This is a genomic window from Microbulbifer pacificus (assembly GCF_033723955.1).
Classification (GTDB): Bacteria; Pseudomonadota; Gammaproteobacteria; order Pseudomonadales; family Cellvibrionaceae; genus Microbulbifer; species Microbulbifer pacificus.
This window is the reverse complement of record NZ_CP137555.1, coordinates 2,161,689-2,184,197: the sequence shown is the minus strand read 5'-3', so window position 1 is coordinate 2,184,197 and position 22,509 is coordinate 2,161,689. Positions and strand designations below refer to the sequence as shown.

Sequence of the window (22,509 nt, the reverse complement as noted above, 5' to 3'; positions counted from 1 at the left end):
CGTTTACTTGGCGGGTGCCAGCAGGGAGATGTCGGCCACTTCCAGGAACAGGCCGCGCAGTTGTGCCAGCAGTGCCAGGCGGTTGTTGCGCAGTTGCTCGTCGTCCGCCATCACCATCACGCCATCGAAGAAGTTGTCGACGGTTTCACGCAGCCCGGAGAGGCCGGCGAGGCCTTCTTGGAAGCGCGCCTCGGCATATAGCGGGGCCACCGCGTCCTGCGCATCCTTCAGCGCAAGGTACAGGGCCTTTTCCGCAGCTTCCTGCAGCAGCGCCTGGTCGATCTGGCTCGGCGCCGGACCTTCCAGCTTGGCGAGAATATTCGACACGCGCTTGTTGGCCGCGGCCAGCGCTTCCGCTTCCGGCAACTGGCTGAAGCTGTGTACCGCTTTTACCCGGTTGTCGATATCCAGTGGACGCGACAGCTTGCGCGCGGAAACCGCGAGGAAGACTTCCGCCTTGATACCGGCGTCTTCGTAGCGCGCGCGGAAGCGATCGAGCATGTACGCCAGGGTCTGTTCGACCACACTGTCGTGCTCGGCAAGTGCGGTGCGCGGGTAACCGTCGCGGGCCAGGGTCAGCAGTTCGCGCAGGTCCAGGTCGATATTTTTTTCCACCAGCAGGCGCAGAACGCCCAGGCTGGCGCGGCGCAGCGCAAACGGGTCGCGGGAGCCGCTCGGCGGCTGGCCGATACCAAAAATACCCACCAATGTATCGATACGGTCGGCGAGCGCGACGATGGTGCCGGTCTCGGTGGCCGGCAGTTCGTCACCGGCGAATTTCGGCATGTACTGTTCGTACATGGCCTTGGCCACGTCCAGGGGCTCGCCGTCGTTTTCCGCGTAGTAGTAGCCGGCGATGCCCTGCATGTCGGCAAATTCGAACACCATTTCGGTAACGAGGTCGGATTTACACAATTGCGCGGCGCGTTGCGCCAGGGCAGAGTCGCCACCGATTTTTTCTGCAATCGCTGCCGCCAGCTTGGCGAGGCGCTCGGTTTTGTCGTAGACGGTGCCGAGTTTCTGCTGGAATACGATGGTCTTGAGTTTTTCCCGGCGCGCTTCGAGGCTGATTTTCTTGTCGGTCTCGAAGAAGAATGCGGCATCGGACAGGCGCGGGCGGATTACCCGCTCGTTGCCCTCAATCACCTGCTTGGCGTCGGTGCTCTCGATGTTGGCAACGGTTATAAAGAACGGCAGCAGGTTGCCGTCTTCGTCCACCACGTGGAAATATTTCTGGTGTTCCTTCATGGAGGAGATCAGCGCTTCCGCCGGCACTTCGAGGAAGCGTTTTTCAAAGCGACCGGTGAGGGCTACCGGCCACTCCACCAGTGCGGTCACTTCATCCAGCAGGGCGTCGTCGATCACCGCCTCGCCGTTCACGTTGTTGGCTTCCGCCTCTACCTGCTCGCGAATCATCTCGCGGCGCTCGGCAAAGTCCACCACTACAAAACCCGGCTCGCGCAGCTGCTGCACATAGTCATTGGCAGAGGCCACCGCCAGTTCGCGGTTGCAGTGGAAACGGTGGCCGCGGGTGGTGTTGCCGGCCTTGAGTCCCAGCACTTCTGCGTCGACCACCTGGTTACCGAACAACATCACCAGCCAGTGCGCCGGACGCACGAACTCTTCCTTGCGCGCGCCCCAACGCATGCGTTTCGGAATCGGCAGCTGCGCCAGGGATTTGCTGACGATGTCGCCAAGCAGTTTCTCGGTGGTTTCACCTTTCTGTTCGCTGATAAACGCCAGACGCTCGCCCTTGTCGGTCTGCACCCGCGCCAGCTGGTCCACGGTGACGCCGTTACCGCGGGCAAAACCCTCGGCGGCCTTGGACGGCTTGCCGTCTTTATCGAATGCGGCGGCCACGGCGGGGCCGTGTTTCTCGATCTGCTTGTCCTGCTGTTGTTCGGCGAGGTCGCTCACCGCGACCGCGAGGCGGCGCGGGCTGGCAAAGGCTTTGACCGAGCCGTAGGAAAGCTCGGCATCTTTCAGCCCCTGCTCGATGCCGTCGGCGAAGGCTTGCATGAGGGTAGAAAGCGCTTTCGGGGGCAGCTCTTCGGTGCCCAGCTCAACCAGAAAATCCTGAGCCATTACTTCTTCTCCTTCTGCGCTTCAAGTTGGGCGAGAACATCGTTGCGGGCCTGTTCGGTGGCCAGCGGGAAGCCGAGCGCGTGGCGCGCATCAAAATAGGCCTGGGCCACGGCGCGGGCGAGCGTGCGCACGCGCAGGATGAAGCGCTGGCGCTCGGTCACAGAAATCGCGTGGCGCGCGTCCAGCAGGTTGAACGCGTGCGACGCTTTCATCACCTGCTCGTAGGCCGGCAGCGGCAGGCCCAGCTCGATCAGGCGCTGGCTCTCGCGCTCGCAGTGATCGAAGGTATGGAACAGGTACTCCACGTCCGCCTGCTCGAAGTTGTAGTGGGACATTTCCACTTCGTTCTGGTGAAACACATCGCCGTAAGTGACGGCGCTGCCGTCTGCGCGGCGGGTCCACACCAGGTCGTAGATGGATTCCACTCCCTGCAGGTACATGGCGATACGCTCGATACCGTAGGTGATCTCACCGGTGACCGGGTAGCACTCGAGGCCGCCCACCTGCTGGAAGTAGGTGAACTGGGTCACTTCCATGCCGTTCAGCCACACTTCCCAGCCTAGGCCCCAGGCGCCGAGGGTGGGTGACTCCCAGTTGTCTTCCACAAAGCGGATGTCGTGCACCGCCGGGTCGATGCCCAGGGCGCGCAGGCTGTCCAGGTACAGGTCCTGAATGTTCGCGGGCGACGGCTTCATCACCACCTGGTACTGGTAGTAGTGCTGCAGGCGGTTGGGGTTTTCACCGTAGCGGCCGTCGGTGGGGCGGCGGCAGGGCTGCACGTAGGCGGCGTTCCAGGTTTCCGGGCCGATGGCGCGCAGGAAGGTGGCGGGGTGGAAGGTGCCGGCGCCCACTTCCATATCCAGAGGCTGTAGAATGACGCACCCTTGGCGCGCCCAGTATTCCTGCAGGGTAAAAATCAGTCCCTGAAAGGTGCTCAGATCCTGCGCCGGGGCAGAACCGCTGGTTTGTTGCTCGGACACCACATTCTCCGGTTTCAGCTGGGTGAAAAGACAAGGGGCGCAAGTATAGCGGTAGCTGGTTGCGCACTAAACAGCGGGCGTGACAAAACCGGCATATGCTGAAAAGTCGCAGTGACGGCAGACCGACAGGCGACGATGGATTTGAGAAGGAAGTACCGATTTTGGATATCAAAGGGCAATTGGCAGCGGGCGCATTGAAACTGGTGGGCAGGCTGCCGCTGCGCTGGTCGCGCCGTCTCGGCGGTACCGTGGGACGCGTGGCGGTGTGGAGCCGCGGCGACAACCTGCGCATCAGTCGCATCAATCTGCAGCGCTGCTACCCGGAAATGGATGCGGCGGAACGGGAAAAGCTCGCCCGCGACAGTGTGATCAACACCGCCATTACCGGCTTCGAGGTCGCCAGCCTGTGGCGCCAGCCCTGGAGCCGGGCAGAAGATGTCATCGTGCGGGTGCGCAACCAGCAGCTGCTGACCAGCGGCGTCGAAGAGGGCCGCGGGGTGCTGGTACTGGCACCGCATATCGGCAACTGGGAAATTTTCGGCCAGTTTCTGGCTACCGTCGGTCCCACCACCAGCCTGTATGCGCCGCCCAAGATCGCCGCGCTGGATCCGCTGATCCGCGAGGGCCGCGAGAAAACCGGCGCCCATCTGGTGCCCACCAACGTGCGCGGGGTGCGCGCATTGCTCAAAGCACTGAAAGACGGCGGTATCGTCGGTGTACTGCCGGACCAGGAACCGGAGCTCTCCGGTGGCGACTTCGCGCCTTTCTTCGGTCATCCCACCCTGACCATGACCCTGGCCTACAACCTGATCCAGCGCACCGGCTGCAAGGTGGTGTTCGGTTTTGCCAAACGGCTCGAAGACGGGTTCGAGCTGGTGTTGCTGCCGGCAGAGCAGGCGATTTTCAGTGAGGAAGTGAAGGTCTCCCTGGCGGCACTCAACCGCGGCGTCGAATCCTGTATCGCAGAGGCGCCGGAGCAATACCAGTGGGAGTACAAGCGCTTCCGCCGGGTACCCGAAGGGAAAAGCGGACTCTACCGCCAGTAAACCGCGGCAATCTGAATCGGGTGGCGGCAATCGCATCCCGATGTGGATGGTCTATCGTAGTAGGAGTGCGGTAAACCGAGAGATCCCCGGCCTCCCAGATGACCAGAAGCAAGGGCGCCCCCGGTGGCGTCGGCAGAGACCCGTCGCCGTCGCGTTGGCGTCATTTGCCCAACCTGTTGTGCTATTCGCGGCTCGCGCTGATTCCCGTGATCATCTGGTTGACCCTCAAAAACGAATATCAGTGGGCCCTGGCAACTTACTGCGTGGCAGCGCTGACAGACTTGCTCGATGGCAAGCTGGCGCGACGCTATGGCTGGGTCACGCGCTTCGGCTCCTTTCTCGATCCCATCGTGGACCGAATTTTCGTACTCTGCCTGATTCCCCTGCTGTGGTATTTCGATGCCATTGGCCCCTTGTATACATCACTGGTGGTGGTGCGCTACGCGATACAGCTGAGCGTGTTGCCGGTGCTGATGGGGTGGCTGAAAAAGCCGTTCAATATCGCGCCGGACTGGATTTCAAAACTGGCGGCACTGGTGGTTTATGCGGTACTGGGAATGGGGTTTGCCGATCTGCTGGCCATTGAGCTGTTTTATGAGGGATCGGGTGCGGAAAATATTTTTGACCACACCATCGATGCGCTGACATTACTCGGCACCCTGCTGGAAATCCTGGTGCTGTACCGCTTTGTGCCGCGTTACTGGCAGATCATCCGCGCGCGCCACGATACGCTCGAGTAAAAATTTTGCGCGAAACGGTCAGTGACGCCAGAAGGCCGGGGTCAGCAGCACCAATAAAGTGAAAATTTCCAGGCGCCCGGCAAGCATTGCCAGAATCAGGAAAACTTTCGCCACCTCGTTTACCTCGCCATAGTGAGCCGCCGCATCGCCCAGTGCCGGGCCGATATTACTCAGGCAGGAAGCCACCGTGGAAAAAGAGGTAACAAAATCCTCCCCGGTTGCCATTACCACGATGGTGAGCACGAAAAACGACAGGATATAAATTGCAAAAAATCCCCACACCGCATCGGTAACCCGCGGCGGTACGATTTTGCGATTTACCTTGATCGGCACCACGGCACTCGGGTGCACCAGGCGGTCCAGTTCACGCAGGCCGGACTTCATGATCAGCATCACGCGCACCGCCTTGATACCGCCGGAGGTGGAACCGGCGCAGGCGCCCATAATACCCACCATCAGCAGGATATACGGGAGGAATGCGGGCCAGGTGGCAAAACTCTCGGAACCGAAACCGGCGGTGGTGCCAATGGAAACCACCTGGAATACCCCGTGCAGGATACTGCCGCGCATATCAAAGGTGCCGGATACATACAGGTAGCCGACGATAATCGCACAGGCAGCGAGCGTAATCAGGATATAAAAACGGAACTCCGAATCCTTCCAGTAGTGTTTGACGGTCCTGTTGCTGAAAGCGAAAAAGTGCAGGCCGAAGTTGATCGCCGCGGTGAGCATGAAAATGATGGCAATGGCCATGATGGCATTGTTGTGGGCATAGAAACCCATGCTCGCATCGTGGGTGGAGAAGCCGCCGTTAGCGACGGTGGCAAACGAGTGGCAGATGGCATCAAACACACTCATTCCCGCCCACCAGTAGCCGATCGCACACAGCACCGTGAGCGCAATATAAATCACGAACAATGCACGCGCGGTCTCTGCAATACGCGGTGTCAGCTTGGTGTCTTTTACCGGCCCGGGAATTTCCGCCTTGTACAGCTGCATACCCCCGATACCGAGCATCGGCAGGATCGCCAGCGCAATCACAATTACCCCGATACCACCGAACCACTGCAGCTGCTGGCGGTAATACAGGATCGCCGGCGGCAGTGTGTCGAGACCGACAATGGTGGTGGCGCCGGTGGTGGTGAGACCGGAAATCGATTCAAAAATCGAGTCCACGATACTCAGGTCAGGTTGCGGGCTGATGATCAGCGGCAGCGCACCGAAACTGCCGAGAATCAGCCAGAACAGTGAGGTCACCACGAAGCCGTCGCGAGTACGCAGGTCCTGTTTCAGGTCGTGCACCGGCAGCCACATGATCAGGCCGGTGAGCAGGGTGATACCGAAGGCGATACTGAAAGCCGTATGGGAACCGTCGTCGTACCACAGGGACACGCCAATTGGGGGCAGCAGGGTAAGGCTGAACACCGTCAGCAAAATACCGAAGACCCGCGCTATGACTGCCAGACGCATTTAACTGATCACCGTCAGAAAAAGCCGAACCCGACCTGGAACAACTGCTCCACGTGTCGGGTGTGACGGCGGTCGACAAGAAACACGATCACGTGATCGTCGGTCTCGACGACGATATTGTCGTGGGCGATCAGCACCTGGCTCTCGCCGTCCTTCTCGCGAACAATCGCGCCGATGCTGGCTCCCTCCGGCAGGTCGATATCCTCGATTTTCCTGCCCACCACCTTGGAGGTGCGGCTGTCGCCGTGGGCGATGACTTCGATGGCCTCGGCAGCGCCGCGGCGCAGCGAGTGCACGTTGACCATGTCCCCGCGGCGCACATGCGTGAGCAGGCTGCCGATGGTGTTCTGTTGTGGTGAAATGGCGATGTCGATTTCGCCCCCCTGCACCAGATCCACATAGGCGCGGTTGTTGATCAGCGCCATCACCTTGCGGGTGCCGAGACGCTTGGCCAGCAGCGACGACATGATGTTGGCTTCGTCGTCGTTGGTGAGCGCGAGGAACACATCGGTATCCTCGATGTTTTCTTCCAGCAGCAGGTCCTGGTCGGACGCACTGCCGTGCAGCACGATGGTATTACTCAGTTCCTCGGACAGGAACAGGCAGCGATCGTGATCCTGCTCGATCACTTTCACCGAGTAGCGGTTTTCCAGCTTGTGCGCGAGGCGCAGGCCGATGTTGCCGCCACCGGCGATGGTGATGCGCTTGTAGCCGTGTTCGAGTCGGCGCAGTTCGCTCATTACGGCGCGGATGTCCTGGCGCGCTGCAATAAAGAAGACTTCATCACCGGCTTCGATGACGGTCGAGCCCTGGGGGATGATTGGGCTGTTGCGGCGGTACACGGCGGCGACCCGGGTGTCGACCTTGGGCATGTGTTCGCGCAGGTAGCGCAACTGATGGCCGACCAGCGGCCCGCCCTGCACGGCGCGCACGGCAACGAGCTGTACGCGGCCGTCGGCAAAGTCGAGTACCTGCAGGGCGCCCGGGTGTTCGATAAGGCGCGCGATGTACTCGGAGACGATCTGTTCGGGGCTGATGAGCACGTCGATCGGGAAGGCTTCGGTGGAGAAGAGTTCCGGATATTGCAGATAGGCGGCGGCGCGCACGCGGGCGATTTTGGTGGTGACGCGATACAGGGTGTGGGCGATCTGGCAGGCAGCCATGTTGGTTTCGTCGTTGTTGGTGACGGCTACCAATATGTCGGCGTCTTCGATGCCGGCTTCCTGCAATACGTCCGGGTGGGAGGCGTGACCCACAACGATGCCGATGTCGAGCTTGTCGCGCAGCTCGCGCAGGGTTTTCTCGTTACTGTCTACCAGAACAATGTCGTTGCGTTCCGAGGCCAGGCTTTCCGCCAGAGAACCGCCGACCTGACCGGCGCCGAGAATGATGATTTTCATAATTGGTGTTTCGGCTTTTGCGCCTTGCCCGCTGAAGCTCTTTTGCTGGTGCGGAGGCGCCGGAGCACCGGCTGTAGGTTTTCAGGACCGCTGTAAATACATCCCTGTACGCTGCGTCGGCAACATCCCTGTTGCCGACGCTCCTGAAAACCTACACCCGCCACTCCGGCTTCAATTCTTACTCTTTTACTTCGTAAGCGACGGCATCCGCCGTCATCAGTTCTCAGGAAGCAACTTTTCCAGCTTGGCGTAATAGAAACCATCGCCGGCATGGATGCCTGGCAGCAGCTGCATTCCCGCTTCCTGGGGCAGCCCCCAGGGCTGTTCGTTCAGCAATTGCGGCGTATTGTCCCTCGCATCCGGTGTCTCCGCAATGAAGCGCGCCACCTGTGCGCTGTTTTCCTCAGGGAGTATGGAGCAAGTGGCGTAGAGCAGGGTGCCGCCGGGTTTCAATATGCGCCACATTGCGCGCAGGATGCGGCCCTGGAGTTCGGCGAGTTCGGTAATGTCTTCCGGCCGGCGCAGCAGCTTGATATCCGGGTTGCGGCGGATGACGCCGGTGGCGGAGCAGGGGGCGTCCAGCAGAATGCGGTCGTACTGTTCGCCGTCCCACCAGTGCTCGGATTCGGCGGCATCCGCGCAGATGAGCTGCGCGCTCATGCCGAGGCGCTCGAGGTTTTCGATGACGCGATCGAGGCGCTCTTCTTCGACGTCGAGGGCGGTGAGGTCTAGGTCGGGCTGCAGTTCCAGCAGATGGCAGGTTTTGCCGCCGGGCGCGGCGCAGGCGTCGAGGATTTTCTCGCCGGGCTGCGGTTCCAGCAACTGGGCGGCGAGTTGCGCGGATTCGTCCTGGACGCTGACTAGGCCGTCGTCAAAGCCGGGCAGGCGGGTGACGGCGACGGGGTTTTCCAGCACCAGGCCGGCTGCGGAGATTGTGCAGGGCTGGGCGGGGATGGCCGCGTCGCTCAGTTGTTTTAGGTAATCGTTGCGGCTGGTTTTCGCCAGGTTCACCCGCAGGGTCATGGGCGGGTTGCTGTTATTGGCGGTAAAGATGGTCTTGGCTTCACTGCCCCAGGCATTCTTGATTGCCTGCTGCAGCCACTCGGGGTGGGCGGAGCTGAACTGGGGGTTGCCGGAGAGCTTGCGGGTAAGTGCTTCCTTGTCCCGCAGCGCATTGCGCAGCACACCGTTGACCACACCGGTGGCGTGGCCCAGCTTGAGCGCGCGCGCCGCTTCGACGGTGGCGCTGATGGCGGCGTGATCCGGGATGCGGGTGTATTCCAGCTGGTACAGGCCAACCAGGATGAGCGCTTCCAGCTCTTCATCTTTTACCGGCTTGCGCAGCAGCTTGCCGAGCAGCAATTCCAGGCGCGGGGCGAAGCGGGCGGTGCCATAACAGAGTTCCCGCAGCAGCGCGCGGTCTTTCTCGTCGACCTGTTTTTCGGCCCACGGCAGCAGTCGCTGCAGCGAGCCGCGGTCCTGATACAGGCGGCTGATAACACGTGCCGCCAGCGCTCTCGGGTCATTCATGGCCAGTGCCCAGTGTGGTGCCCTTGGCGAAGAGTTCGCGGTAACCCTTCAATATTTCCGCCACCGGCAACGTCTTCTTGCCGGGCAATTGTAGTTGAGTGAGACGCAGAGCCTCGCGACCACAGGCCACCAGGACGCCTTCGTCATCGGCAGAGAGAATGGTGCCGGGCAGGTCGTTGTGGCAGCCCTGCTCGAGGTGGGCGCTGTAGATACGCAGGCGCTGGGACTCACCTTTGGCGTCGGTAAATTCGGTCCAGCACACCGGGAACGGATTGAAGGCGCGAATCAGGCGTGCGAGTTCAGAAGCGGGGCGCGTCCAGTCGATACGCGCTTCCTCTTTGGTGATTTTGCCGGCGTAGTTGGCGAGCTGGTCGTCCTGCACCTGCGGTTGCGCCGTGCCTTGTTCCAACTGCGCGAGCGCCGTCAGCAGCGCCGGTCCACCGAGCCCCGCGAGCTTGTCGTGCAGGCTGCCGCCGGTTTCCCGCGGCGAAATTGGCGTGCGCACCTCCACCAGCACCGGTCCGGTATCCAGCCCCGCCTCCATCTGCATGATCGCCACACCACTTTCCGCATCTCCGGCCTCCACCGCGCGCTGGATCGGTGCCGCACCGCGCCAGCGCGGAAGCAGCGAGGCGTGCACATTCACGCAACCGAGACGCGGGGTGTCCAGCGCCACCTGCGGCAGGATCAGGCCATAGGCCACGACCACCATCACATCCGCGTTCAGTGCCGCCAGCTCCTGCTGAGCCTCTTCATTGCGCAGGGTCAGCGGCTGGTACACCGGAATATTGTGCTCTCGCGCCAACTGCTTCACCGGGCTCGCCAGCAGCTTCTTGCCGCGCCCAGCGGGGCGGTCCGGCTGGCTGTAAACGGCGATGACATTGTGCTCGCTGTCGAGCAGGGTCTGCAGATGTACCGCGGCAAAGTCGGGGGTGCCAGCAAAGATGATATTCAGGCTCATGAAAATTCTTTCAGATAAGAAGGGGCGGACACGAAAACGAAGTCCAGAAACAAGATGCGAAGTCGGGGTGCCGGGATTGGGTTTTCAGGATCGTCGCAAACAGGATGTTTGCGCCGAAACGCCCAGGGATGGGTTCACAGTGGTCCTGAAAACCCAAACCCGGTGCCCCGACGCCACCGGGCCGTCTTAAACACTCAAGCTCGCTGACGGTGAGCCTTCTCCAATTTGGAGCGAATGCGATTGCGCTTCAGAGGAGAGATGTAATCTACAAACAGCTTGCCGTCGAGGTGGTCGATCTCGTGCTGGATACACACCGCCAGCAGCCCCTCAGCCTCCAAAGCATAGGCCTCGCCGTTGCGATCCAGCGCTTTCAGGCGGATCTTGCGCGGGCGCTGCACCGTTTCGTAGAAACCCGGCACAGACAGGCAGCCCTCATCGTACTTGTGGATCTCCGGGTCGAGCACCTCGACCTCCGGATTGATCAGCACCAGCGGCTCACTCTGATCCTCCGACACATCGATCACCACAATGCGCTCGTGCACATTGATCTGCGTCGCCGCCAACCCGACACCGGGCGCGTCGTACATGGTTTCGAACATATCCTCAATCAGCGTGCGGTGCGCATCCGTCACTTCGGTGACGGGTTCTGCTACCTTGCGCAGACGGGGATCGGGGAATTCGAGGATTTCCAGTTTGGCCATAACACCTGTGACAAACTTCTAGTCTTAGTGGAACTTGCGCTGATAACATAATGATCGCGCTTGAAATTTGCTGAACTATTTTGCTAATAGGGGCCGTTACCGCATTCTGGCCACAAAGCCGGCTGGCGTCATATATACCCCTTTCGCAGGCGGCAACTGCCGCTACCGGTCCAGCGCTGAGAGATTATAGCGATATAAACACTCAGCGATAGCGATATAGCCCCACAGCAAACGATAAGGCCGATAGCGTTAGCGACACAAAAGCATAGGAATGCTTCCATGAAAAAAATAATTCTGGCCGCCGCTGCAACCCTGCTGGTTGCATTTGGCCTGCAGGCGCAAGACGTGCGCCTGAAGCCCGACCACCCGGACACCTACGTGGTGCAGAAGGGCGATACCCTGTGGGATATCTCCGGACGTTTCCTGTCCCAGCCCTGGTACTGGCCGGAAATCTGGCAGGTAAACCCCCAGGTTGAGAACCCCCACCTTATTTATCCCGGCGACCGCCTCAACCTCGTGTATATCGATGGCCAGCCGCGCCTCGAACTCGAGCGCGCGCCCACTGCCTACAAGCTGAGCCCGGCCAGCGACAACCGCCTCGGCCCGACTGTGCGCCGCGAGCCGATCGAAACTGCCATCCCGGCCATCCCGCTGGACGCCATTAACGCCTTCCTGTCCCGCTCCCGCATTGTCGGTCCGGGTGCCTTTAACGGCGTGCCCTACGTCATCTCCGGTCAGGACCAGCGTATCCTGATGGGGGCCGGCGAGAAGATCTACGCCCGCGGCGACTTCCGCGAGCCGCTGCCCTCCTATGGCATCTACCGTCCCGGCCCGATCTACGCCGATCCCTACACCGGAGAGGAGCTGGGCCAGCAGGCGCTGGACGTGGGTTCCGTGGATCTGCGCCAGCTGGACGTGGACAACGCCAACACCGAGTTTGCCGTCGCCACCATGGACGTCACCCGCACCAGCCGCGACATCCGCCTGCAGGATCGCCTGCTGCCGGTCGAAGAGCGCGCCATTGCCGCGCTGTTCCAGCCGGGTGCGCCCGCGGTGCCGGTAGAAGGTGTGATTCTCGGCGTGGAAGAGGGTGTGACCCAGGTTGCCAAGTACGACGTGGTCGCCATCAACCGCGGCCTGCGCGAAGGCCTCGAGCCCGGCCATGTACTCGCCATCTACAAGCGCGGTGCCACCGTGCGCGACCAGATTGCGCGCCAGAACGTCAAACTGCCGGACGAGCGCGCCGGCGTGCTGATGGTGTTCCGCAGCTTTGAGAAAATGAGCCTCGGCCTGGTGCTGGAAGCTGACAAGCCGCTGGCGGTGATGGATCTCGTTAGAAATCCCTGAGCAGAATAATAAAGGTGCCTCCCTCGGTCAGGTTTTGTACCTCTGACCGGGGGCACCGCACGCCGCATTGCGCGCGTGCAAAAAGATCATTTTTAGAGGTACCCGCGCATGGATGCGTTGACCGCTACTTTATCCCTGCTTCGGCTCGAGGGCATTGGCCCCGGCCTCTACTGGCAACTGGTGGAGCGCTTCGGCTCCGCTGCCGCCGTCCTGCAACAGTCTCCACAAAATCTGACCCGCAAGCTGCCCGAACGGGCCCGTGCGCAATTACTGGAATTCCAGCGCCGCGAGCTGGACAGTGAACTGGGTAAGTGGGCACTGGCAGAGCGCGAACGCTGCGCCGAACATTGTGTCTACCTGCTGCATCGGGACGACGATAACTACCCCAAACTACTAAAAGAAATCCACCGCCCGCCACCGCTGCTGTACGTGAGCGGAAATCCCCACACATTGTCACTGCCACAGGTGGCGGTCGTTGGCGCGCGCCGCGCCACCCGCGCTGGCCTCGACAACGCGCGGGATTTTTCCGCCGACCTCGCCTCCGCCGGTTTCGCCATCACCTCCGGCCTGGCGCTGGGTGTGGATGCCGCAGCCCACAGCGGCGCGTTGAAAGGTGGGGGCAAAACCATCGCGGTACTGGGCACCGGCGTCGACCGGGTGTACCCCGTGCGCAACGCCGTACTCACCGAGCAGATACTCGCCGCCGACGGCGCCATCGTCAGTGAGATGCCGCTGGGCACCGCACCGGAAGCGGCCAACTTCCCGCGGCGCAACCGCGTAATTTCCGGCCTCAGCCTCGGCACACTGCTGGTTGAGGCCGCGGTGCGTTCCGGTTCGCTGATTACCGCGCGCCTGACACTGGAGCAGAATCGAGAGGTGTTTGCGATCCCCGGCTCCATTCACAATCCAATGGCGCGGGGCTGTCACCACATGATCAAGCACGGGGCGCACCTGGTTGAGACCAGCGCCGACATTGTTGAGCAGTTGGGCGGATTGCTGTCCGGCATGGCGAGCCAGCCGGGGCTGTTTGAGGAGACCGTGAGCGAGGCTCCCGACCTCAGCGCGGATCAGCGGCAGCTCGTGCAAGCGCTGGGCGGTGATCTCCGCAGTATCGAACAGCTGGCGCGGGATACCGGCGCTGAAGCCGGTGACCTGATGGCGAGCCTGCTACAGCTGGAGCTGGAGGGACTGGTGGAACAGCTGCCCGGCGGCTACCAGCTCAGCGGTCGCGGCGCGCGTCTTTTTTCTAAATTGAGCGCACTGGCCGGATGACCTGGCCACTGGCCGCAAGACAAAAAAGCCGCTAGGGTCACACCTGTCATTTTCAGGGAGTGTCCATCCATGGGGCTGTTCAAACACCTCGCGTCTCCACGGCGCCCGGTCGCCGCCATCGCCAGCGTGCTGGCGCTGGCCCTCGCCACCGGCGCACGCGCCGAACCCCGCGAGATCCACCTCGACAAACTGCGCCTGCCGGACGGCTTCAAGATCGAGGTCTACAGCAGGGATGTGCCCAATGCGCGCCACATGGTGCGCGGAGACAAGGGCACCCTGTTCGTGGGATCCATGCGCGAGGGCAAGGTCTACGCGGTGCTGGACAAGGACGGCGACCAGAAGGCGGACGAAGTGAAGGTCATTGCCGAGGGCCTCAAACTGCCTACCGGCGTCGCGTTCAAGGATGGCGCTCTCTATGTGAGCGCCGTCACCAGCATCCTGCGTTTCGACGATATCGAGTCGCGGCTCGACAACCCGCCGCAGCCGGTCACCATTACCGAGCAGTTTCCCGACAAACACCACGGCTGGAAGTACATCGCGTTCGGCCCCGACGGCTGGCTCTACGTGCCCGTCGGCGCGCCGTGCAATATCTGCGATGAACCCGACTACGCGAATATCCAGCGCCTGAAAATCGAGGGCGACAAGGTAGTTGCGACCGAGACCTGGGCGGAAGGGGTGCGCAATACCGTCGGCTTTACCTGGCATCCGCAGACCAAAAACCTGTGGTTTACCGACAACGGCCGCGACCTGCTGGGGGACGAGACGCCACCGTGCGAACTCAACACCGCGCCGGTCGCGGGCAAGCACTTTGGCTACCCCTTCTGCCATGCGGGCGATGTCATTGATCCTGAATTCGGCGAGGGCAAGCAGTGCAGCGCCTACGTACCGCCGGTACAGCAGCTGGGACCGCACGTGGCGCCGCTGGGTGTGAAGTTCTACACCGGCAGCCAATTCCCGTCGGCGTTTAAAAACCAGGTGTTTATCGCCGAACACGGTTCCTGGAATCGCAGCAAGAAGATCGGCTATCGGGTAAGCATGGTCACCCTGAATGACAGGGGGGAGGCTACCACCTACCAGCCGTTTATCGACGGCTGGCTGCAGGAAGAGGAAAACTGGGGGCGACCGGTGGATGTGCTGGTAATGCCCGACGGCGCGCTGCTGGTATCTGACGACTACGCCGGCGCCATTTACCGGGTCAGTTACGAAGGTTGAGATGGTGAGGGCTGAGCGGCTTTGTCGCTCGTGCCCTTTGCCGGGCTAGCTGGCCGCACCAGCGCCACCAGGCCCAGCACTGTTCCGCTCACCGAGCCCCACAGGTGGCCGTCCACCGCCACCGCCGCATCGATCAACTGCGCGGTGGCATCACTGGCACCGTAGTACTGCTCCAGCCCCACCTTGATCCAGGTTCCCGCCACCAGCGGGTAACCGGTGAGCCAGCGCGCGCGGATATCCAGGCAGCCTCCCCAGATGATCAATCCGTGCAGCACCCCGGAGAGTCCGAGGTACACATCGGTCTGCGGTGAGAACAGCAGCAGACCCAGGCCGGTGCCCAGCGCCACCACCGCGGTACTGGAGACAAAGTTGCCCATGCGGTAGTGGGGACCGTGCAGAATCCACAACAGCAACAGGCCCGCGCTGTTCAAAAGCAAATGCTGCAGGTTGGTGTGTGGCAGGTGACCGCTCAGCAGCCGCCAGATCTCTCCGCCGCCAATCGCGGCGCGGTCGTATTCCAGTAGCGGCGACAGCACCGGCGCCAGCAGCCAGCAGCACAACACCGCGGCAAATAGCAGCAGCGGTCCACCCAAACCCTGTTGTTTCAGGAGTATTCGGCTGGTGTGCAGGAAGGGTACTGACATGGGGTAAATCTGTTGCCACAAAAACTTGCCGCAGTATCCCACAGCTGGAAAGTCGGGTCAGCAGACGCGCGCGGGAATGCGGTGGATAGCACCGAGTGGCTGGCAGGCTGTGAACCGCACGCGTGGTGGCGCGAACCGGCACGCTTCCCCGGCCAGCCTTGTCTAGGCTGGTACTATCCGATAAATTGCGGCGCTCCCCTGTGAGCCGCGGTGTCGCAACCTTTGCAGCAGCGCAAGACCCGAAAGAGTCCCGACCCTTGTCAGAAAACCATTCCCCAATAAACCAGCGCCCCATGCTGCACAGTTTCGGCCTGACCATGGCGACCGCCGTGCGCGCACTGGCCGCGGGGGGCGTGATCGCCCATCCCACCGAATCCGTGTGGGGACTCGCGTGCGATCCCGCTAATCCGGATGCCGTTGCCCGCCTGCTCAGGCTCAAGAACCGCCCGCTGGAAAAGGGGCTGATTCTGGTGTCCGGCGACGTGAAACATTTCTCTGACCTGCTGCACAACCTCTCCGGCGACCAGCGTGCGCGCATCGATGCCACCTGGCCGGGACCGGTCACCTGGCTGGTGCCCCATTTCGACCAGGTACCGACCTGGGTTACCGGCGTCCATCACAGTGTGGCCCTGCGTCACACCAGTCATCCGTTTACCGCGGCATTATCGCGGGCCTTCGGCGGTGCTATCGTATCCACCTCCGCCAATCCCACTGGTTGCCAGCCGGCGCGGCATAAATATCAGGTGCTGCGCTACTTTGGCGATGAGCTGGATTTTGTCGGTGGCGGCAATACCGGTGGCCGCTCGGCGCCGAGCGAGATCCGCGATGCCTCCAGCGGACGGATTGTGCGCGCCGGCTGAGTACGCGCGCCAGTCTCTCTCCGACCCACAAGAATACCGCCGAACCCAATTCGCGAGCTTTGCATGAATAATGTCGACATCCAGGCCGTCAAAGACTATCTGCTGAATCTTCAGGACCGCATTTGTGCGGCACTGGTGGCGGTGGACGGCAACGAATTTTTTGAGGACGCGTGGGCGCGCGAGGGCGGCGGCGGTGGCCGCACCCGGGTGCTGGAAAACGGCAAGGTGATTGAAAAGGGCGGGGTGAACTTTTCCCACGTCTACGGCGACAAGCTGCCGCCGTCCGCCACCGCGGCGCGCCCGGAGCTGGCCGGCCGCTCGTTCGAGGCGATGGGCGTGAGCCTGGTGATTCACCCGCGCAACCCCTATGCACCGACCAGCCATGCCAATGTGCGTCTGTTTGTGGCGCAGAAAGAGGGCGCCGAGCCGGTATGGTGGTTTGGTGGTGGTTACGATCTGACGCCTTACTACGGCTTCGAGGAAGATGTAGTGCACTGGCACCAGACCGCGAAAGATGCCTGCGCCCCGTTCGGTGCGGATATTTATCCGCGCTTCAAGAAATGGTGCGATGAATATTTTTATCTGAAGCACCGGGGTGAAGCGCGCGGTGTCGGCGGCCTGTTCTTTGATGATTTCCACGAGGGTGGGTTCGAAAACGCGTTTGGCCTGATGCAGGCGGTGGGCGACAGTTATGTGGATGCGTATCTGCCAATTCTGAATAAGCGCAAGGACACGCCATACGGTGAACGGGAGCGGGATTTCCAGCTGTATCGCCGCGGCCGCTACGTGGAATTCAATCTGGTGTTCGACCGCGGTACGTTGTTCGGATTACAGAGCGGCGGTCGCACCGAATCCATTCTGATGTCGCTGCCGCCGGAAGTGCGCTGGCGCTACGACTGGCACCCGGAAGCGGGCTCCCCGGAAGAAAAACTCTATACCGATTTCTTGCCGCACAAGGACTGGGTTTAAAGGTTTTTAATTGCTCTGGTAGCGGTGCCGCTACCGTGTTTGCCTTTGCGAGACACGCCGTAAACCCATCCATGGGGGCTCTTCCGCGAGGTCCCTCTCGCGGAAGGTCTCGCAAAGACAAACACGGCATCGACACCTTCTCGGAAATTTCGATGGTATTTGTCTAAAAGGAAATCGCCATGCACAAGGCTCGTCTGGAAGACATCAACAAACTGTTCCTCGAATACCGCCGCCTGTTCGAAGCGCGCGATGCCGAACAGATCGCGGACTTCTATCGCTTCCCCATTCATTACTATTTTTCCAACGGCAAAAAATCAGAGCTCAGCCGCGAGTATTTTATTGGCCGGGTAAAAAAGCTGTTGAAGCAGTATAAAAAACTCGGGGTAAACCAGATCGTCGGTGCGGTAACCGATGTCATCGAGCTGAATGAAAACACCAGCCTCGCCACCCTGAACTGGGTGCTACTGGATACCAGTGGCGAAAAGCCGAAACAGGTATACAGTGCGATCACCCGCTATATGGTGTGCGAGTACGCGGGCAAACTGAAAATTGATGGTTTGATCGGTGTGAATGAAACCGTGCAGCTGAAAAATGCGCTGCGTCAGCAGTAACCAAGATAATTTATCAATCAGCGAAATATCGTCATGGATAGATACGCAGTCATCGGCAATCCCATCAAACAATCCATGTCTCCGGAAATTCACACGGCGTTCGCGCAGGAGACACATCAGGATCTGGAATACGACAAGCTGTTCGCGGAGGTGGATGGCTTCAAGGCGGCAGCGGATGAATTTTTTTCCGCGGGCGCAAAGGGCTTGAACATCACCGCGCCGTTCAAGCTGGATGCATTTGATTACGCCGATGAGTTGACCGAGCGCGCGCGTACCGCGGGGGCGGTGAATACACTGGCACTGCAGCAGGATGGCTCGCTGCTGGGGGACAATACCGATGGCCCGGGCCTGGTATCGGATATCCGCAACCATCTGGGTTGGAGCATAAAGGGCAAGAAGCTGTTGGTGCTGGGTGCCGGTGGCGCCACCCGCGGCACCCTGTTGCCGCTGTTGCACGAACAGCCTGCTCGGCTGCATATCGCCAACCGCACCGCGTCGAAAGCGCTGCAGCTGGCGCAGGACTTTTCCGCCTACGGCAGCCTGAGCGCCAGTGGTCTCGAAGATATTCCGGCGGGGTTCGACCTGATCATCAATGCCAGCGCCGCCGGACTCTCCGGAGAGCGGCCGCAGATCGCCGCGACGGTGGTGGGGGCGGGCTGTTGTGCCTACGACATGGTGTATGGGGCCGAGCCGACCCCGTTTATGCGCTGGGCGAGCGCGCTGGGTGCCGAGACCGCCGATGGTCTGGGCATGCTGGTGGGGCAGGCGGCGGAGGCGTTTTACCTGTGGCGCGGGGTGCGCCCGCAGGTGGCACCGGTGCTGGCGATGTTGCGGGCCCGGTTGCGCGCCAAGTCGCAGGTCTAGCGGCGCAAGACCTACAGCATTGGCAGAACGGCAACGGCGCCGAAAAACCTGTCCCTTCCTATCCCACCCAAGTCATAACCGGCCGGTCACGCAAAGGTGTCGTGACCGCTTCTCCACACTATCTTTGCGGTTACGGTCGCTGAAATCCGTCCGCACTGGCCGGATATCGCGTGTGACATAGCGAAAAGCTGTCGCTAACCCTTCCTGAGGGCGCCGTGTGGCGTGCTTTCTGGCTGTTTTTTGGTATCCTCTCGCCCCTTAATTCGGGCCGGGTCGGGCACCCTCTATCAATGGTGTGGCTGTGGTGAGACCCATTTTGTCCTTGGCCCGTCCTTGGTGTCGGTGGCGATTCCCGCCACGGTGCTCGTGAACCATTGGAGTTAAGCGCAAGTGAAACAGATTCCCTTCGAAACAGTCACCATCGTGATGGGGTCCCAATCCGACTGGCCGACCATGCAAATGGCGACCAAACCCCTCACCGAACTGGGAGTCCCCTTTGCCACCGCGGTAGTTTCCGCGCATCGCACCCCGCAGCGCATGGTGGAGTTCGCCACTACCGCTCACGAGCGCGGCACTAAGGTGATCATTGCCGGTGCCGGCGGTTCCGCGCACTTGCCGGGCATGATCGCGGCGATGACCCCGCTGCCGGTGATCGGCGTGCCGGTGGAGAGCAAATTCATGACCGGCATGGACAGCCTGCTGTCCATCGTGCAGATGCCGAAAGGTGTGGCCGTGGCCACCCAGGCAGTAGGTGCTTCCGGTGCCTACAACGCGGGCCTGATGGCAGCGCAGATGCTGTCCCTGTCCGACCCGGAACTGCAGCAGCGCCTGATCCAGTGGCGCGAAAACCAGAGCGCCGGCGTGCCGTTCGAAGTGGAATAAGCCCGATAGTGACCGGGCAGAGATTTGAAGAGTTTGTAGAGGTGTGGAAATGACAGTCAGACGAGTAGGCATTGTCGGCTGCGGCCAGCTGGCGCAGATGATGGCCCAGGAAGCGCGCCCGCTGGGCATCGAGTTCAGTTTCCTCGCCGAGGGCGGTGAGAACACCACCTGTGTGGAAGGCCTCGGCACCATCGTGCAGATCACCGACGACGCGGATATCGAATCTCTGTACCGCGCCATGGGCGAGCCCAAAGTGATCACCGCCGAACGCGAAGGCGTATCCGCCGAATTGCTGCGCGCGCTGGAAAAATTCTGCCCCGTGTACCCGCGCCCGGATGCGTTCGAGAAAACCCAGCACCGCCTGCGCGAGAAAACCGCGATTACCGCCGCCGGCCTGCCGGTAGCGCCGTTCCTGCCGGCAAACAACTACGACGAGATCTGCGCGGCGGTGAAGCAGCTGGGCTACCCGTCGTTCATCAAGAGCTGTGAGCACGGCTACGACGGCAAGAACCAGTGGCGCGTGAACAGCGATGCGGACCTCGCCGCCATCGCCAACGACGTGCCCGCGTCGGAATACGTGGTGGAGAAGGGCATCCACTTTTCCCGCGAGGTATCCCTGATCGGCGCGCGCACCGCGGACGGCAAAGTCGTGACCTACCCGCTGGCGGAAAACGACCACTACAACGGCACCCTGCTGGTTTCCACCGCACCGGCGCCGCACGTGAGTGAAGAGCTGCAGCACACCGCCGAAACTTATCTCGCCACCCTGATGAATGCCTGGGACTACGTGGGCGTACTGGCGATGGAGTGTTTCGTTAGCGACGACGGCCTGCTGATCAACGAGCTGGCACCGCGGGTGCACAACAGCGGTCACTGGACTTTAGCTGGAGCCAAGACCAGCCAGTTTGCCAATCACGTACGCGCCATCCTCGGCATGGAACTGGGTGATACCGCAGCGGCGCGCCCGGCGGTCATGATCAACATGCTGGGCGTGGACAAAAAGCCGGCGCTGCAGAACGAAGGTGTCTGGTCTTACGGCAAGGAGCTGCGCCCCGGCCGCAAGATGGGCCATGTGATCCTGCTGGATGATTCCCAGGAAGCGCTGGCCACACGCATCGACAGCATGCTGGAAGAACTCTACGGCGAAACCAAACGTCCCGCCTGAACCTAAGTCGTTATCCCTTTCTGAACGCATCGCCCCGGACTTTTCCTTGCCACCCCGGGCGGTGCGTTTTTTCTTTCTGCACTTACGCCGGTCCACAGCGGACAGCAAAAGTGAACACGGGTTTGCGATTCGATCCTGTGCTTCTGGCATACTCCTCTGCCAAACGTTCCCGAATAAAAAAATAGCGTTTTCGCGGACACCATTTGTGGAGGTAGCAAGTGCGAGAATTTCTGAGAGACCTGTCCTTCTGTTTTGCCGCCGGCTGTTTCGCCGGGCTGGGGTATGCGCTCGCGCTGTGGGCGATGGGGCACTACGGTTTCAGCCGTTTCCTGCACGTGGATATCGCCCCCTATCTTTCCAGTACCTATGTGTATCAGCGGGTGGTGTGGGGCGGTATCTGCGGCCTGATTTTTATGCTGCCGTGGCAGAAGAGCTGGCTGACGCGTGGTTTCCTGCTGTCGCTGATTCCCGCCGGTATCCTGCTGCTGATCCTGTTGCCGATGCGCGGCCTGGGGATCGGCGCGCTGGCACTGGGAACCCTTACGCCGCTGGTGATAATTCTGGCGTGCGCGGCCGGTGGCATCGCCGGTTCCGGCCTGCTGCGGGCGCAGGGGAAATAACCGGTAGATTCCGCGGATAAAAAAGGGCTGCCAATGGCAGCCCCTTTTTTATTTCTGTGCAGCTTACGCCGGCTTGCGCGCGAGCGGCTGGCACATGCAGTGCACGCCGCCGCCACCGGCGGTGATCATGGAAATATCCGGGTCGATCACTTCCAGTCCGCGCGCACGGCACTTTTCCTTCAGCTCGGTATTGTCGGACGGCAGCATCACGCGGTCGTTGCCGAGCGCCACCACGTTCACGCCCAGCTCCATCACCTGCGGGTAGGAGATGTCGATGATCTCGAAGTTGCGGGCCTTGAACCACTGCACCAGCTCCGGCTCCACCGCGTCCACACACACGGCTACTAATTTGTCCGCGAGCGCGGCCACCAGCACATCGAGGTGCAGAAAGTAGGGGTCGAACTGGTAGCCCTTCACTTCCCAGCCTTCTTTTTCGATCCAGCTTTTCATCTGGTTGAAGCCCTGCGGTGAGGTGCGTTCGCCGCTGTAGCCGCACAGGATGACGCCCGGTTCCAGCACCATGAAGTCGCCGCCTTCGAGGCTGCCGGCGGTGATGATGTCGTACACCGGGATATCCAGTTTTTGGTAGGTCTTGATCACGTCGACCCATTCGCCGCGGCGCCAGGGGGAGTACATCTGGGTGACGATGGGGCCCCAGGGTGTCATGACGCTGCTGTCGCGGGCGTAGAGCTGGTAGGGGAGGTTGGCGTCGGCGGGCAGCAGGTGGGTGGTGACGCCGGCGTGTTTGTAGGCGTCGAGCATTTCCTGGTGCTGGCGTTTGGCGACATCGGCATTGAATTCGCGGCCGAGGCGCACGGAGCGGCGGGAGGCGGCGTTGCCCATCTGCCAGGAGTAGTGGTCGATGGGGCCGACAAGCAGGTCGGTGAGTACGCCGTACTCGGAGTCGATGCCCCAGCGAGTGAGTGGCGCAGTATCGCCGTTGTCATTGCGGTGTTTGTAAGTGAATTCGGTCATGTCGTCTCTCTCGAATCTTGTTTTATCGGGCCCTGTTTCAGGCCCGCTGGCGCGGCTGCTACCGGCACCCCTTCACGAGACACGCCGTGAACCCATCCCTGGGGGCTCTTCCGCGAGGTCCCTCTCGCGGAAGGTCTCGTGAAGGGGTACCGGCATCAGCCGCTTCGCATTTGAG

The 22,509-nt window shown here is 61.4% G+C and carries 21 protein-coding genes; 12 read left to right on the top strand and 9 right to left on the bottom strand.

Annotated elements, in window-relative coordinates:
- Positions 1 to 3: 3 nt before the first annotated feature.
- Together glyS and glyQ are read right to left on the bottom strand one after the other, a co-directional pair.
- A complete protein-coding gene (gene glyS, locus R5R33_RS09435) occupies positions 4 to 2,085 on the bottom strand; it encodes a glycine--tRNA ligase subunit beta (RefSeq protein WP_318952447.1) in 2,082 nt (693 codons plus the stop codon).
- Positions 2,085 to 3,065: a glycine--tRNA ligase subunit alpha gene (gene glyQ / locus R5R33_RS09430; RefSeq protein ID WP_318952446.1), complete on the bottom strand. Its 981-nt coding sequence runs from the start codon at positions 3,063 to 3,065 to the stop codon at positions 2,085 to 2,087. The genes glyS and glyQ overlap by 1 nt, the downstream gene beginning before the upstream one ends.
- 161 nt (positions 3,066 to 3,226) lie before the next feature.
- Between glyQ and R5R33_RS09425 the strand changes: the two genes are divergently transcribed.
- A complete protein-coding gene (locus tag R5R33_RS09425; protein ID WP_318952445.1) occupies positions 3,227 to 4,111 on the top strand; it encodes a lysophospholipid acyltransferase family protein in 885 nt (294 codons plus the stop codon).
- 98 nt (positions 4,112 to 4,209) lie between these two features.
- Positions 4,210 to 4,851 carry a CDP-alcohol phosphatidyltransferase family protein gene (locus R5R33_RS09420; RefSeq protein WP_318952444.1) on the top strand — a complete coding sequence of 214 codons (642 nt, stop codon included), beginning with the start codon at positions 4,210 to 4,212 and terminating at the stop codon, positions 4,849 to 4,851.
- A gap of 18 nt (positions 4,852 to 4,869) precedes the next feature.
- Here R5R33_RS09420 and R5R33_RS09415 read toward each other — a convergent pair whose 3' ends face one another.
- The 5 genes from R5R33_RS09415 to def all read right to left on the bottom strand — a co-directional run bounded on the left by R5R33_RS09415 (position 4,870) and on the right by def (position 10,913).
- A complete protein-coding gene (locus R5R33_RS09415; protein ID WP_318952443.1) occupies positions 4,870 to 6,321 on the bottom strand; it encodes a TrkH family potassium uptake protein in 1,452 nt (483 codons plus the stop codon).
- Between the two features lie 14 nt (positions 6,322 to 6,335).
- Positions 6,336 to 7,721: a Trk system potassium transporter TrkA gene (trkA, locus tag R5R33_RS09410; RefSeq protein ID WP_318952442.1), complete on the bottom strand. Its 1,386-nt coding sequence runs from the start codon at positions 7,719 to 7,721 to the stop codon at positions 6,336 to 6,338.
- A 216-nt stretch (positions 7,722 to 7,937) separates the two neighbouring features.
- On the bottom strand, positions 7,938 to 9,251 hold the full coding sequence (rsmB, locus tag R5R33_RS09405; RefSeq protein WP_318952441.1) for a 16S rRNA (cytosine(967)-C(5))-methyltransferase RsmB: 1,314 nt from the start codon (positions 9,249 to 9,251) through the stop codon (positions 7,938 to 7,940).
- Positions 9,244 to 10,212 (bottom strand): methionyl-tRNA formyltransferase, encoded by a 969-nt coding sequence (gene fmt, locus R5R33_RS09400; protein ID WP_318952440.1) that lies wholly within the window; start codon positions 10,210 to 10,212, stop codon positions 9,244 to 9,246. Before fmt ends, rsmB begins: the two co-directional genes overlap by 8 nt.
- 194 nt (positions 10,213 to 10,406) lie before the next feature.
- Positions 10,407 to 10,913: a peptide deformylase gene (gene def / locus R5R33_RS09395; RefSeq protein ID WP_318952439.1), complete on the bottom strand. Its 507-nt coding sequence runs from the start codon at positions 10,911 to 10,913 to the stop codon at positions 10,407 to 10,409.
- Between the two features lie 279 nt (positions 10,914 to 11,192).
- Between def and R5R33_RS09390 the strand changes: the two genes are divergently transcribed.
- From R5R33_RS09390 to R5R33_RS09380, 3 genes are all read left to right on the top strand, one after another.
- A complete protein-coding gene (locus R5R33_RS09390) occupies positions 11,193 to 12,260 on the top strand; it encodes a LysM peptidoglycan-binding domain-containing protein (protein ID WP_318952438.1) in 1,068 nt (355 codons plus the stop codon).
- Between the two features lie 108 nt (positions 12,261 to 12,368).
- A complete protein-coding gene (gene dprA, locus R5R33_RS09385) occupies positions 12,369 to 13,532 on the top strand; it encodes a DNA-processing protein DprA (RefSeq protein ID WP_318952437.1) in 1,164 nt (387 codons plus the stop codon).
- Between the two features lie 69 nt (positions 13,533 to 13,601).
- Positions 13,602 to 14,744: a PQQ-dependent sugar dehydrogenase gene (locus R5R33_RS09380; protein ID WP_318952436.1), complete on the top strand. Its 1,143-nt coding sequence runs from the start codon at positions 13,602 to 13,604 to the stop codon at positions 14,742 to 14,744.
- On the opposite strand, the gene rrtA is transcribed toward R5R33_RS09380, so the two are convergent.
- The gene (gene rrtA / locus R5R33_RS09375; RefSeq protein ID WP_318952435.1) at positions 14,732 to 15,388 is read right to left on the bottom strand and encodes a rhombosortase; all 657 of its coding nucleotides are present in this window, start codon (positions 15,386 to 15,388) and stop codon (positions 14,732 to 14,734) included. The genes R5R33_RS09380 and rrtA overlap by 13 nt on opposite strands.
- Before the next feature lie 257 nt (positions 15,389 to 15,645).
- Between rrtA and R5R33_RS09370 the strand changes: the two genes are divergently transcribed.
- The 7 genes from R5R33_RS09370 to R5R33_RS09340 all read left to right on the top strand — a co-directional run bounded on the left by R5R33_RS09370 (position 15,646) and on the right by R5R33_RS09340 (position 21,359).
- The gene (locus R5R33_RS09370; RefSeq protein WP_318952434.1) at positions 15,646 to 16,248 is read left to right on the top strand and encodes an L-threonylcarbamoyladenylate synthase; all 603 of its coding nucleotides are present in this window, start codon (positions 15,646 to 15,648) and stop codon (positions 16,246 to 16,248) included.
- Positions 16,249 to 16,311: 63 nt separating this feature from the next.
- Entirely contained in the window at positions 16,312 to 17,217 is a 906-nt protein-coding gene (hemF, locus tag R5R33_RS09365) for an oxygen-dependent coproporphyrinogen oxidase (RefSeq protein WP_318952433.1), read from the top strand.
- A gap of 179 nt (positions 17,218 to 17,396) precedes the next feature.
- Complete coding sequence (locus tag R5R33_RS09360; protein WP_318952432.1) at positions 17,397 to 17,828, top strand: hypothetical protein; 432 nt, start codon at positions 17,397 to 17,399, stop codon at positions 17,826 to 17,828.
- A 33-nt stretch (positions 17,829 to 17,861) separates the two neighbouring features.
- Complete coding sequence (gene aroE, locus R5R33_RS09355) at positions 17,862 to 18,692, top strand: shikimate dehydrogenase (protein WP_318952431.1); 831 nt, start codon at positions 17,862 to 17,864, stop codon at positions 18,690 to 18,692.
- A 390-nt stretch (positions 18,693 to 19,082) separates the two neighbouring features.
- Positions 19,083 to 19,574, top strand: a complete 492-nt coding sequence (purE, locus tag R5R33_RS09350) for a 5-(carboxyamino)imidazole ribonucleotide mutase (RefSeq protein WP_404810359.1) — start codon at positions 19,083 to 19,085, stop codon at positions 19,572 to 19,574.
- A 49-nt stretch (positions 19,575 to 19,623) separates the two neighbouring features.
- Positions 19,624 to 20,739 carry a 5-(carboxyamino)imidazole ribonucleotide synthase gene (locus tag R5R33_RS09345; protein ID WP_318952430.1) on the top strand — a complete coding sequence of 372 codons (1,116 nt, stop codon included), beginning with the start codon at positions 19,624 to 19,626 and terminating at the stop codon, positions 20,737 to 20,739.
- A gap of 218 nt (positions 20,740 to 20,957) precedes the next feature.
- Positions 20,958 to 21,359: a hypothetical protein gene (locus tag R5R33_RS09340; protein ID WP_318952429.1), complete on the top strand. Its 402-nt coding sequence runs from the start codon at positions 20,958 to 20,960 to the stop codon at positions 21,357 to 21,359.
- Positions 21,360 to 21,422: 63 nt separating this feature from the next.
- Here the strand turns inward: R5R33_RS09340 and R5R33_RS09335 are convergent, their stop codons facing one another.
- On the bottom strand, positions 21,423 to 22,334 hold the full coding sequence (locus R5R33_RS09335) for a dimethylarginine dimethylaminohydrolase family protein (RefSeq protein WP_318952428.1): 912 nt from the start codon (positions 22,332 to 22,334) through the stop codon (positions 21,423 to 21,425).
- Positions 22,335 to 22,509 lie beyond the last annotated feature (175 nt).

Excerpts from the sequence above, each read along its gene's own strand:
- R5R33_RS09345 (WP_318952430.1), top strand. The coding sequence starts at position 19,624 with ATGACAGTCAGACGAGTAGGCATTGTCGGCTGCGGCCAGCTGGCGCAG.
- glyS (WP_318952447.1), bottom strand. The coding sequence starts at position 2,085 with ATGGCTCAGGATTTTCTGGTTGAGCTGGGCACCGAAGAGCTGCCCCCG.
- aroE (WP_318952431.1), top strand. The coding sequence starts at position 17,862 with ATGGATAGATACGCAGTCATCGGCAATCCCATCAAACAATCCATGTCT.
- dprA (WP_318952437.1), top strand. The coding sequence starts at position 12,369 with ATGGATGCGTTGACCGCTACTTTATCCCTGCTTCGGCTCGAGGGCATT.
- fmt (WP_318952440.1), bottom strand. The coding sequence starts at position 10,212 with ATGAGCCTGAATATCATCTTTGCTGGCACCCCCGACTTTGCCGCGGTA.
- trkA (WP_318952442.1), bottom strand. The coding sequence starts at position 7,721 with ATGAAAATCATCATTCTCGGCGCCGGTCAGGTCGGCGGTTCTCTGGCG.
- rsmB (WP_318952441.1), bottom strand. The coding sequence starts at position 9,251 with ATGAATGACCCGAGAGCGCTGGCGGCACGTGTTATCAGCCGCCTGTAT.
- def (WP_318952439.1), bottom strand. The coding sequence starts at position 10,913 with ATGGCCAAACTGGAAATCCTCGAATTCCCCGATCCCCGTCTGCGCAAG.
- rrtA (WP_318952435.1), bottom strand. The coding sequence starts at position 15,388 with ATGTCAGTACCCTTCCTGCACACCAGCCGAATACTCCTGAAACAACAG.
- hemF (WP_318952433.1), top strand. The coding sequence starts at position 16,312 with ATGAATAATGTCGACATCCAGGCCGTCAAAGACTATCTGCTGAATCTT.
- R5R33_RS09380 (WP_318952436.1), top strand. The coding sequence starts at position 13,602 with ATGGGGCTGTTCAAACACCTCGCGTCTCCACGGCGCCCGGTCGCCGCC.
- R5R33_RS09335 (WP_318952428.1), bottom strand. The coding sequence starts at position 22,334 with ATGACCGAATTCACTTACAAACACCGCAATGACAACGGCGATACTGCG.
- R5R33_RS09360 (WP_318952432.1), top strand. The coding sequence starts at position 17,397 with ATGCACAAGGCTCGTCTGGAAGACATCAACAAACTGTTCCTCGAATAC.
- R5R33_RS09390 (WP_318952438.1), top strand. The coding sequence starts at position 11,193 with ATGAAAAAAATAATTCTGGCCGCCGCTGCAACCCTGCTGGTTGCATTT.
- R5R33_RS09415 (WP_318952443.1), bottom strand. The coding sequence starts at position 6,321 with ATGCGTCTGGCAGTCATAGCGCGGGTCTTCGGTATTTTGCTGACGGTG.
- R5R33_RS09420 (WP_318952444.1), top strand. The coding sequence starts at position 4,210 with ATGACCAGAAGCAAGGGCGCCCCCGGTGGCGTCGGCAGAGACCCGTCG.